Source organism: Paenibacillus dakarensis (genome assembly GCF_001373415.1).
Lineage (GTDB): Bacteria > Bacillota > Bacilli > Paenibacillales > Paenibacillaceae > Paenibacillus_AQ > Paenibacillus_AQ dakarensis.
Window position 1 is genome coordinate 22,567 of the sequence record NZ_CDSE01000008.1, and the last position, 11,255, is coordinate 33,821.

General features: G+C 46.0%; 12 protein-coding genes. All 12 read right to left on the reverse strand.

The annotated features are described in order from the left end of the window. Positions 1-3: 3 nt before the first annotated feature. Entirely contained in the window at positions 4-3,774 is a 3,771-nt protein-coding gene (locus tag BN1234_RS01995; protein WP_054954998.1) for an LPD38 domain-containing protein, read from the reverse strand. A 12-nt stretch (positions 3,775-3,786) separates the two neighbouring features. Then, a complete protein-coding gene (locus BN1234_RS23010) occupies positions 3,787-4,017 on the reverse strand; it encodes an aggregation-promoting factor C-terminal-like domain-containing protein (RefSeq protein ID WP_170307970.1) in 231 nt (76 codons plus the stop codon). Between the two features lie 161 nt (positions 4,018-4,178). After that, positions 4,179-5,711, reverse strand: coding sequence for a hypothetical protein (locus BN1234_RS02000; protein ID WP_054954999.1), 1,533 nt, complete (start codon positions 5,709-5,711; stop codon positions 4,179-4,181). A gap of 50 nt (positions 5,712-5,761) precedes the next feature. Then, the gene (locus BN1234_RS02005) at positions 5,762-6,307 is read right to left on the reverse strand and encodes a hypothetical protein (RefSeq protein ID WP_054955000.1); all 546 of its coding nucleotides are present in this window, start codon (positions 6,305-6,307) and stop codon (positions 5,762-5,764) included. A gap of 66 nt (positions 6,308-6,373) precedes the next feature. Beyond that, positions 6,374-7,156: a hypothetical protein gene (locus BN1234_RS02010; protein WP_054955001.1), complete on the reverse strand. Its 783-nt coding sequence runs from the start codon at positions 7,154-7,156 to the stop codon at positions 6,374-6,376. Further along, the gene (locus BN1234_RS02015) at positions 7,156-8,541 is read right to left on the reverse strand and encodes a hypothetical protein (RefSeq protein ID WP_054955002.1); all 1,386 of its coding nucleotides are present in this window, start codon (positions 8,539-8,541) and stop codon (positions 7,156-7,158) included. Before BN1234_RS02015 ends, BN1234_RS02010 begins: the two co-directional genes overlap by 1 nt. Before the next feature lie 83 nt (positions 8,542-8,624). Beyond that, the gene (locus tag BN1234_RS22675) at positions 8,625-9,101 is read right to left on the reverse strand and encodes a tyrosine-type recombinase/integrase (RefSeq protein ID WP_245640057.1); all 477 of its coding nucleotides are present in this window, start codon (positions 9,099-9,101) and stop codon (positions 8,625-8,627) included. Beyond that, positions 9,052-9,627: a site-specific integrase gene (locus BN1234_RS22680; protein ID WP_245640058.1), complete on the reverse strand. Its 576-nt coding sequence runs from the start codon at positions 9,625-9,627 to the stop codon at positions 9,052-9,054. Before BN1234_RS22680 ends, BN1234_RS22675 begins: the two co-directional genes overlap by 50 nt. 227 nt (positions 9,628-9,854) lie before the next feature. Next, positions 9,855-10,037 (reverse strand): CD1375 family protein, encoded by a 183-nt coding sequence (locus tag BN1234_RS02025; RefSeq protein ID WP_054955003.1) that lies wholly within the window; start codon positions 10,035-10,037, stop codon positions 9,855-9,857. Beyond that, positions 10,030-10,131 carry a CD1375 family protein gene (locus tag BN1234_RS22895; RefSeq protein WP_156337110.1) on the reverse strand — a complete coding sequence of 34 codons (102 nt, stop codon included), beginning with the start codon at positions 10,129-10,131 and terminating at the stop codon, positions 10,030-10,032. The genes BN1234_RS02025 and BN1234_RS22895 overlap by 8 nt, the downstream gene beginning before the upstream one ends. After that, positions 10,131-10,397 (reverse strand): hypothetical protein, encoded by a 267-nt coding sequence (locus BN1234_RS02030; RefSeq protein ID WP_054955004.1) that lies wholly within the window; start codon positions 10,395-10,397, stop codon positions 10,131-10,133. The genes BN1234_RS22895 and BN1234_RS02030 overlap by 1 nt, the downstream gene beginning before the upstream one ends. Before the next feature lie 11 nt (positions 10,398-10,408). After that, positions 10,409-11,255: tail fiber protein (locus BN1234_RS02035; RefSeq protein WP_170307971.1), on the reverse strand; the 847-nt coding region annotated here is incomplete at its 5' end.

Consider the following 11,255-nt stretch of genomic DNA (forward strand, 5'->3'; position numbering starts at 1 on the left):
AAGTTATTTTAATGGTACCCCTGCCTCTTCTAAACGCTGGTTCACATCGATATAAATCTCATTGATCTTCCGCTGAATTTCACGTTGCTTATCTGCGCGTTGCTTGGTTGTGAGTGACTTATCTGACCCTGCCGCACGCTTCTCAGAGTTAAGGATTGACAGACGCTTGCTTACTGACCCCTTAGCTGTGGATGTGACCATCTTGCGAAGGTCTTCACTATACCATGATGGAACCTCACCACGACCGTCTTGAGCATCGTAATGAGCTTGATTCAGCTTATCCTTTGCGTTGTAGAAATCAGTGGATAAGGTGTTGGTAAACTCCGGGTCTACAATAAAGTTCTTCAAAAGGGCGTTCCGTGCGTTACCCGCCCCTTGTTGACTCGTCAGAGGTAAGAGCAGCCGCGCCGGGTCTCCGCCATAAGCCCTGATCAGGTAATCAATCTTCTTCGGTGACATATTCATGACCTTACCAAGTTGAATAGCTACGCTGGATGTGCGCTCGTCATAACGATTTTCCGGCGAGTAATTCTCAAGCGAACGGGATTCAATCGGCGCACCGGTGAAGCTTTTGTTAGCTGTCACTGCAACTGCAGGAGCTGCGATAGTCGCATTAAGGGAACCCTCGATTGATCCCTCCAAACCACTGCTTTGTGTCAGTCCTTGCAGGGCTCCAGTCGCAACAGGTGGCAGCCATACGTTGGCCAATGCGTCCATGGAATCCTTGAACGCTGTTGGGTCGTTATCCTTAAACTGCCGCAGTGCACTGATCGTCAGTTCACCAAAGGAATTATACGCCGGTTCCATCGGAATTTTGGTGAATGTGCCGTCTTCATTCTTGTTGACGAAAAGGAAACGATACCTTTCCCGAGCCGGGAGCTTCTGATAATCCGGATCATCATGGAACTGAGCATATTCGTAAAGTTTCGGCATAACAGACAGCGCCGCTACCGCCAGACCTGTACGGACTGGGTTCTTTTTAAATGCACTCATCACTCGATATGTCCCTTGTACAGCCGCGTTGTTATACGGGATAAATGCCTCAATGTCTCGGCTCATAGCGCCACGCCGGGAGAAGTTAACTGTCACTTCACGGGCTGAGTTCATTGCCTGCCGGACGTTCTCCGGTGTGCGTTCACCCAAACGGTCCAGTTCTTGTTTAAATGCCGCCATACGAGGAGCGTTCTCTGCAATATCTCCTACAGCTTCAAGCGCTTTGAACGGTGCTGCAATCGTCTTTTTCACACCTTTGGCAATACCTTTTGGTGAGAGCAACGGATCACGGGTCATATCAGAGATATTCCGGTTTAGCTTCCGATCACCCTTTAGAGCAGCTGAGTACTCACCGCCTGCCCTGCGAAATTCTTGAGCCATGTTTCTCAGTCCAGGTATGTTCAACCTGTCACCAATACCACTCATGATTCCGTACACCGTATATGCCGCTTGTTTCGCCGGGTTCTTCGCTTGGATCGCCGCCTGTACCAAGTCCATCGTGGCACCTTTCACAGCGAAAACAGGAGCAAGCGCACCCGTTGCACCGCGCTTGGTTGCGTTACTGAATGCAGTCGCTACGTCCAGGAGTACGTTGGATGCCTGTGGCCCCATGCCGATTAAAGTCTTTACTACTTCCGGATCGTACACCTGCAGATAAACCGGCTGACCATCAATCATGGCGCGAACAATGTTGTCCTGATCCAGACGAGTGGTCTTAAATAGATTCTTGAAATCATCATTTATAGCTTCTGCAAAGTCATCCATACCGCCTTCAAATAATAGCTGCCGCAGATCCGTCTTGTCCTTCGGCTTCTTCACAATTTCAGCAACACCCTTGAATCGATCAGGGTCCTTTGTGATTGCTCTAACCATCTCCTGCATGACTCGGTTGTTCATCGCTGCGTTTGTCCAGCTGCCAACCATCTCCACCGTGGTTTTACGTGGATCCACGATATCACGGACGGAACCGGTTGGGCTGACCTTTTTAAGTGGTGCTTTTTGTCCGCTGAATGATGAATTGGTTGTCTTGGCCAAAAACTTTTTACCCGGCTTCTCTGATCTGCTGAACTGCCGGCGCATAGGTGAGTAGTTCGGATTCATCTCACGCAACTGATCCTTCATTTCTTGCGTGATTAACCCCTCATTAACGCCGAACTCCTGGAGCACATTATCGTTGAATTTATCCCACTCTTCAGCAATCTGAGAAAATCCCGGATGACGCTTATCATACATCTCGATGCGAGCCTGTATAGTTTCTGGTGTCATACCAAGGTTCTCTGCATATACACGCTCACCACGAGCCACACGAGTCCGCGCATGGCGGAGGGTCAGGTAATCCACGAATGATTTATCCTGACCCCGAGCTACTTTCTTAAATATGTTGTTCAGACCTTCACCGATCACCGTTCCTTCTGGATTAACGAACTTATCCCGAATAATCGTATTAGCGATATTGTTTGAACGTGTTGCATCCATAGCGGCATCATACGCTTGTGGACTGATCTTTTTAAGTGGTGATAATCGATCCACGAAATTTTGATAGGCTGCTCGAGCTGTCGCGGCAACTTCTGATGTTACGCCTTGAGCATCGTTCTTGATGCTATTACGGACGATTTGATCTGCTGTTGTTAATGGACCGGCATTCACACGCTTGTTACTACCGAATGCGGAGATACCTACACCACGATCACCAAAGAGATTCGTAAACCAATTACCTTGCATTGCGTTGGCCGTCTCAATATTATCCACCGCTGCCGCAGCAGGGCGGGATGAAATCGGTGCAATATCTGGTGTCTTGTTTGCCGCTGGTGGAGAGGATATGTCCGGCATACGGCTGGCTCTGAATTTGTTAATCCCCGCCGCCGCACCAGTTACCAGAGCATCACCAGCCGCCCCGAGTCCTGCACCTAACAGAGTGTTGCGCATGATCTCTTGACCGCTGTCCTGCCCTTGTACCAGTCCTGTAGCAGCACCGCCGATTGCGCCAGTCATCGCACCTTCTAACCCTGCCTGTGCAATTCTATTGGCCGTTGATGTCTTAATTGCTGGCATAGCTGAATTGATACCATAGGATAATGCTCGTTGCGCCTTCTGGCCCACTCCAGTACCGAGTACATTTCTTGCCACGTTCAGCGGTCCTGTAATTAAGTTCTGACCTTGAACACCTGCTGCTGCAGGGTTAAACGCCATGCCAGCCACACCACCGATCATCCCCGTAATATCTGCCGCTTTATCTGCAATTGGATTCCCGGTGGTTGCTGGACGGGCTGACGGTGTACCCAGGATCATACTGCCGCCTGAGCCAATCGTTCTGGTTGTAAACTGTCCAACAGGATTCCCGTACCACAACCAGTTATTAGCTTTTGCAAATGGTCCAACCGTGTAATCGTATAGGTTACCTAAAAATCCATCCGGACGATTCCCCTCAATTGCCTGCAATCCCTTTTCATACTCAGACACTTGCGGAGGCGGTGGTGGTCCGAATGTAGGTTCAAATTTCATTCCACTCGCTTGTTCCCAAGTCTTCTGAGCTGTCTGATCGCCCATGACTCCGCGTATTAGAGATGAGTTTAAAGGGTTCATGTTCGGAAAGCTTTGCATCAACTCGGGCATTGGAGTGCCGGCAGGGTCCGGTGGAACATAATTCCGAATAGCCTGAGTGCGTGGATTGGCCATAGGAGTTGAGGGCTTTGGTTGATTGTACATACCGCTCAAGACACGCTCTTTTGCCTCCTCTCCTTGCTGCAGGCGCTTCCTGATTTGTTCTGCTCTTGTCGCCATGCCGACACCGCCTTAATAATAGTTATTTTTGTCCCAGAATTGCAGGGCCTTGACTGGATCGCTGTACCGATCTTTGATGTACTTCAATCCTGCCTTCGCCTGTTCGTATGGGTCGTTCCAATTGACTTTATTACCGCCGTAGTTTTTCCGAGTCATATCTAAAAACTGAAATAACCCACGCGCGGATGACGTCGGATTCGCTGCTTGTGAGTTAAAACTAGATTCACGAGCAACCAATTCCAATGTCGGCTGCAGCCAACTGCTCGGTAGACCCAGGTCACTAATCGCTTTCGATACGGCAGATTGCGCTATGGTATAGTTTTTCGGGTTGGCTTTGGCATCCTTTACAGCCTTATAGTAATTCTTATAGGCCCCAACACCATTTGATGAGGTGGTGGGGCTACTCAGTTTCCCGAGGTAACCCCATACTGTTTATCGTATTTCGCAATATCTGCAGCTGTCAGACCAAGCATCATCATGACTTGTTCATCTTGCCCTTGAGGTAATCCCATACCGCCGACAGATTCATATATTTTCTGTTTCGTTCCGGCGTCAGTAGGGATGTACTCTTTTCCTGATTTATTATCTGTTTTCAAGAATCGACTGCGTACAGCGTCATAAACCTGATTTGCACTCATGCCTTTATACTCTGCTGCGCCTCCAGATGATGATCGTGCCAACTCTGCATCAAGTTGAGACCACATGCGGGCGTTGTCATCCTGGCTTAATCCGATTTGTGCTTCACGATAAGCCTGTTGATTCTGTTCAGAGAGTTTCTGCAGACCATAACTCAGACCGAATTGACGAACATCCTCGTCAAATTTAGCTTTCCATTGCTGGTCGCTGATTCCATCTCTGGCCTTTTGATATGCAAACTGTTCATTTCGGAATTGGTTTTCGGTTAATTGTTGATTTTGAATAAACTGCTGCTGTTGAGCTGCCATCGTCATTGGGGCGTTTCCGTTCTGCACCTGTCTGATTAACCCCGTCCAATCCCTTTGAGGAGTAACCATCCGACCCGAAGCATCCCATACGCTCTGTGCAGCGCTCCAGTTAGCTGCCTTGTTCTGCATATCCAGTTGTTGCCCTTGGAGTGTACGGAGTGCAGGGTTGGTTTGACTCGCCTGTTTGGAGTTTACGTTGGAGCCATAGTAACTAGGGTCAATACCCATAGAACTTAATTGCGCGCGAAATCCGTCAGCTCTGGCGCTAAGGTTAGCTCGTTCTGCTGCGGTCAATCCTTTTTGCTCAGCCTGCCGTTTCAGGTCCAGGATATTATTGATAATGTCCTGCGCTCCGGATGGCATATAGTTTCCTGTTAATCCAGCCTCTGTTACCTTGTTGTCAAATCCACGTTGATCCTCACCAATGTTCATACCGTACAGCGAGCCAAGATTCTGGAATTGCTGCTGTTCTTGGGCTATCTGATCTGCATAACGTTGATAGGCAGCCTGCATGAGTGAAGGAAGTACATCCGTTTCCACTCGTCCCATTTCATTAGATGATATTTCACCCATCCGATCTGATGTGATTGTGCTGTTCAGGATCCCACGGCGGTTCATTTCTGCCTGCGCTTGGGAGTTACCTGCATCAATATTCGATCTGGCACGTTGTAACGCTGCTTGATATGCTGGATCGGACTGTGGATCATATGAAAACTCTCTAACCGGCTGAGTGGCGCGGTTTTTCATCATCTCATAAAGTGACTGAGCTTCTTGCATATACGATGGTTTAGCTGATTGCATAGTATTCGGTGACACATTAGCCGCAACTGACTGCACAGAAGGGTTTGTGACTGAAGTGACAGTGCCTTTTATAACGGGTGTGTTCTGCTGTTGCACACGTTGTTGAGCGAGTTTTTGTATTGCTGCATTGGAATTAGTAATCTTGGTGAAGGGGTTTGTCGTTTCTTCAAGCTTCTTTACGTTTACTGCCATGGTCTCACTCCTTTGCAATAGAAAAAGGACCCCGAATGGAGTCCTTCTGTTTAGCTTTGTAGTTCTGCAATCCTTGTTTCTGCCTCTTCGATAGAGTTTTGAGCGTTACTGATATTTATTTCCAACATTTCAATACTAGCTCTGTAATTTTCTTTTAGTTGTGGAGATTCGGCCTTTGTAAGTTTGTCTTTTTCCAACATAAGAAACTCTTGGTATTTCTCTATTTCTTTCTTTCTGTCCTCGATCCCATACAGTAGACCCTGAATTTCTTGTTGCTTTTTGACTTCCCAAGGATCATCTTTTCCCGTTGGTGTATTTGAAGGTGTTGGTTCACTCACAGTTTGAACCTCCTTATCTTGAATGATGATGCGTTTTCCTTTTACTTTAATATCAGTTCCTGTTGCTTCAGCTATGGACCTAACTGGAGCATAAGCCTTACCGTCAATAATTACAGCCTCTGATAACTGTTCACCGTTCATTACTACAGAAAATATTCCCGACACTGTTCTTCCTACTAAACTTGAAGAGTCTGCAAAAACAGATACCCCTGCAAACATCAGCAACCCAACAATCATACCAGAAACAAATTTTTTCATACTACTGGCACCGCCTTTAGGTAATTTATACCTGTATTATCGGCGTTTGTCTCCTTCGATTCAATACTAAGTCACATTAAAAGTACCGCCGCCACTGTTTTGGTTGTCAGGATTTCCGTGATTATGGTTTGGAATAGTAACTGTATGTGTATGATAGCTATTAGCTTTGCTGTTCAAAGCACTCCATATACTATCTAATTCTTGTTGAAGAGAGAGCCCTGTACTATCAGAGCGCAAGCTACTCCAATTATTAACTCTTACCGTAGGCGCTGTAAGCTTCAAAATTGAAGGACCCCACAACTCCAAGTAGCCAAGGTATGTGTTTAAAGAACCTAAAACCGCACCATTTACTGTAAATCTTACCCCGGGGGCACCAGAGAGATCCGGGGATATTTTTACGAAGTTACTCTCATTTCTGTAAGCCGCGAATAAATGTTCTTGGTTACTCATCTCCGACCGAGGGAATGCTCCTCTTCTAGTCGCAATATACGATCCATATATCTCGACCGATTCGACTAACCCGGATATGATGTGTCCAAGATTTGCAGCAATAGCTGATAATTCATTAACATTGATTTTTTCAGCAGTAACCGCATCCGCCCTTAAGTGTGCTGTATCAATGGAATTCGCTTGGATTTTATCCGCTGTGATCGAACCGGCTGTAATAACCTCTGCATTTAGCTCATTAACATTCCGAGTGTCCAGGTTGTTCAAAAGAAAAGTCAGTTCCTCATTCAATTGAATCGTACTATTCAGCAATGATTTAACATGTTTCTTAAGATCATCCATGCCTGAATTGTCAATGTCTGAAGGCGTTGTGTTGAAGCTTGGTAATTGTACATTCGCCACTATGCGCCCCTCCTTGATACTTCTCTAATGATACGGTGAATCTTAACCTTTCCAGTGCCGTAAAGCTTGAGTCTGTACCAGAATTCAGGTGTGCGGACCACCACTGGAATGCGGATACTCTGAATCATTCCTGTTCCGTTGCTCATCGTTTGTGCCACCGTCCACGCTCCGCCCTCTGTACCGCCTGCATAAGCGATTTTAAGGGTGGACCCAACTTCTATATCAGCCACAATGAAAAGTTTGTGCAAGACGCTTCTAGCCGTCTCATCCGCGCTGAATGGTTTCGTTTCTATGCTCCAGTTGATCGGTGTTCCGTTGAAGGCGTTACTTCCCATTCGCATGATCTTGCCGTCAGCTGTGCCGAAATAAAGCGTCTGTCCATCCAAAAAGTAAGACGTAGCTACGAACTCCACAGGCCACCATGACCGAGTGACTAAATCAAACTTAAGTGTTACATTCGGGAGTGCTGCTGAACCCGTGACAAGAGACAGATAAACAAAACGCCCATCTGTGCCAGCACAGCAGTGTTGGGCGTATGACATATTGATTTGTTCGATGTATTTTTTAATCGGGTCGCTGATCTTTGTCGGTGCAGCTCCGCCCATGTAGTCGTAGAATCCATCGGGACCGAGCCAGAACAATGAATCCCGAGTCGGAACAATAGTCCGATCGGCTATACACCCAACCCCGTAAGGTTGAGTCATATTAAAATTGGTGGAATCCTCGCCGAACAATTTGTGCATGCTGTAGCGTTTAAACAGGATTACGTGATTTGCAAAGTTAGTCAGGCCGGAAGGTTTCTCGCCGTCCTGCGTTTCAACCGTGATTTTACCTGTTCCGGTGTATTTGTTGGTGCTGGTCCAGTCGTTTGCGTCCCTCAGACCAGAGTATGACAGCAGATTATCGTTCTTGTTCGCCAGATAAAAACGGTTGGCGTAGGTGGTAAGGTAATTGCTCACCGGCGCACTGGATACGGTGGAGAGTGTTGAACCGTCATACTGCCGCAGCTGCAGTGCCCCATCAATAAAATACAGCTTGCTACCATCGAAGAACTGCGCCGTATCCCACAACCGGTTATTATCCGCACTGCTGTATTCGTATACTGTTGCCCACGAGGAACCTGTGAACTTATACAGCCCCCTGCTGTTGCCGCAGTACCAAGTACCTTGGAACTTAAACAGACGGTTAATATAGCCCGTGTGTTGGCTGTGGAGGGCATAGCCATCTATGGTCTGCAGGGTTGGGTATAAAAAAGAATCCACATTGATCGCAGACGTTGATTGACTGTCTTTGATATCTATGGATTCTATTGCTTGGTTGATGCCGTCAGCAATAGTGACGATGGTTTGTTTGCTATTATGTGGTGATGATATCCATGGGTCCATATAAGTCACCTACTAATAATTAATTTCAATACCACTCGGTATATAAAAAACACGCCCTATTATAAAGGCGTGTTGGATATCGATTATTGAACCAGGTACTTCTTATGCTGCTCTCGCTTCTTTTCCGCAGTGTATTGAGCATATATCTGAGTTGTTGCTGGTGACTCATGACCTAGTAACTGCTGTACTGCAGCAAGCTCAGCACCGTTATTAAGTGTCAAGGTTGCGAATGTATGCCGCAGGGTGTGAGGACTTACACGCTTCTCCATCCCTGCCAATTTTGCTATGATCGCAATCTCACGCTGAATGCCACGATGGGACAATCGGCGGTATGGTTTCCGCTCTGTAATAAATAACGCTTGATCTTCATCCAGACGATTCATGAGGTATTTCTTAATGTGGTACATCGCTTTGAAACTAAAGTATACCTCTCGCTCTTTATTCCCCTTACCGATCACACGGCAACTCATCGTCTGCTGATTGATATCGGTACGGTTCAGGCTATATATTTCAGATAACCGGCAGCCGGTTGCGTATAGCGCTTCTAAAAAGGCACGCACGCTGTCGGACTGTCTGGCATGATTCCCTTAGCAGCTCCAATTCTTCAATGCTCAAGGCTTTCGGAGCCCTCTTTTCAAGCTTAGGTGTTTTGAGCTTTGCCGATGGATCTCGTTGTATAAATTCTTCTGAAGACAGCCAACTGAAAAAGCTTTTCAGAACTGATAATTTTTTACCGACTGAGCTCATTTTGAGATCACTGAATTGTCCAAGATACATCCGGATGTCCGCTGCTGTAATGTCTCCAGTCTTCTTCTTGACCCTATCAGCGAAGATTCTTAAATCAAGCCCATACCCTTTCAGTGTAATCTGACTCAGACCCTCAAGCTTTTTGGAAGCTAAGAACAGCTCAATCTTCTCCGTCAGATCAGGGTGGACTTCATCTTGCTCGACCCTTGTTACATGAAACTTCGAGACGATTGAGGAAAGCTTGTTTTTCAGCTTGTCAACGTCAATAGTAGGCACCATGTTATATATCATGGTTACCATCTCTGAGAGCATCTGCTCCCCGGCCACTTGCATATTCATTTGTATTCCTCCTAGGGAAGGTTATCGCTTCAGGAGGTTTTCGTGCCAAATGAAACAGAAGCAGGCACGCCCCCTAGGTGCGTTAGCGACCAGATGATCAGTCCGGTCTACCTGCTTCAAAAATACCATACCATGATCTGATATGGAAGTAAATTTGAAACATTTGTTCCTATTGTAAAAAATAATTCATATTTAAAACTGTGTCGCAGTTTGGTCCTAAGCCGTAATTATTCAGTTGGTAGCAAGTTTCCGTTTTCATCAAGTCCAAGAGCCGATAAATCGATTCTTACTTGTTCGCGATAACGTTCTGGAACTTGGTCAATTGTGCGTCTTCCGTTAACAATTAAAGCTACGTATAAGTCTACCATTTCAATTCCTCCTAAGATTAATTTAATGATAAAACTAAGCATTTGACTTCTCCTGTACTTCCATTCGAAACCTCTCAGGCACCTCTTCTATCGTTCTCTTACCTTCTCTAACCAACTTATAATATAAATCGACCATTAGACACCCCCTCCATTTAATACATTAATCTCTTCACGTAGCATCAGAATTTCCTCAAAAGTTGTTGCGAGTGCATCCATTAAAACTACATTGTCTTGTCTCAGATCGCTCACTTGTACTTCTAAAGACGGCAATGGAGCTTCATCCGAAAATATTAAGAAGTTACCTTCCTTGATGTTTTGTTCTTCGATAAGGTATTTATCTGAATGAGTTTTCAATATTGATTGACGTTCATCATTATTTTGATATTGAAGTTTTAGTTTCATAACCTTACCTCCTATAACCTTTTAACAAACGAAATGCCTGTATCTACACCTATTTTAAAATCTTTTAAATAGGCAGGATGATTTTCGAGAGTAGCTCTTAACCAAATTTCTATTGTTGAATTTTGTGGTATTGTTATATCCTCCGTAAAAACAGCACCGATAGATGAATAACTTGATCTCTCGGTTCCCTTAGGCTGACCATTCACATAGATTTTTCCATACTCTTGAATTACCCCTGTTCCTTTCAAGAAGAATGACACTCGATATGTTCCAGCTTTGCTTATCAATACTTCGCGCGCCTTCGAATATGTTGTTGTGGTTTTATTAATCTCTTCAGCATCAATATAAACGAACTGATTGCCCGCTGTTATAGGCGTTTCTGTTTTAATTTGCCCGATCTTTGTGGCCAGTGTCGGAAATGAATCGGCTGGGCTCGCCGTCACACCTTTAGCATTTACTGCATTAGCAATCGCTGTCTTGCCGTCACTGGCTGATTGAAAAGCCGCGTCTGCTCTGTCCATTGCCGTTTTAACGGCTTTCGGTGTAGCAGCTAACGCTTCACTCGTGCTTGTAACACTATTACTCAATTGGACGTGACCTTTTGTGGTTAATGACGCATTATCCGCCGAATGCGCAGCAATCTTTTCATCCGCATATCCCTCTGCAGCTTGTTGAGCGGCATCAGCTTTCTCCTGCGCTCCTTCTTTTGTTTCCCCGTTCACTCTCACAAACTGTGCATCGGTACCTGTCATCAGCCCACTTGAACCGCCTGTTACAGCATCAGGAATAACATCCGTGCCGCCTGTAACGTGGCTTGTTGCATGCGGTCCAGGAGTAGCATCGCCTGTGGCGGTGAAA

What these genes read in the sequence shown, in the direction of transcription:
- BN1234_RS01995 (WP_054954998.1), bottom strand. Translation starts at nt 3,774, where the DNA reads ATGGCGACAAGAGCAGAACAAATCAGGAAGCGCCTGCAGCAAGGAGAG.
- BN1234_RS22895 (WP_156337110.1), bottom strand. Translation starts at nt 10,131, where the DNA reads ATGGTCGATTTATATTATAAGTTGGTTAGAGAAGGTAAGAGAACGATA.
- BN1234_RS02000 (WP_054954999.1), bottom strand. Translation starts at nt 5,711, where the DNA reads ATGGCAGTAAACGTAAAGAAGCTTGAAGAAACGACAAACCCCTTCACC.
- BN1234_RS02015 (WP_054955002.1), bottom strand. Translation starts at nt 8,541, where the DNA reads ATGGACCCATGGATATCATCACCACATAATAGCAAACAAACCATCGTC.
- BN1234_RS02005 (WP_054955000.1), bottom strand. Translation starts at nt 6,307, where the DNA reads ATGAAAAAATTTGTTTCTGGTATGATTGTTGGGTTGCTGATGTTTGCA.
- BN1234_RS02030 (WP_054955004.1), bottom strand. Translation starts at nt 10,397, where the DNA reads ATGAAACTAAAACTTCAATATCAAAATAATGATGAACGTCAATCAATA.
- BN1234_RS22680 (WP_245640058.1), bottom strand. Translation starts at nt 9,627, where the DNA reads ATGAATATGCAAGTGGCCGGGGAGCAGATGCTCTCAGAGATGGTAACC.
- BN1234_RS02025 (WP_054955003.1), bottom strand. Translation starts at nt 10,037, where the DNA reads ATGCTTAGTTTTATCATTAAATTAATCTTAGGAGGAATTGAAATGGTA.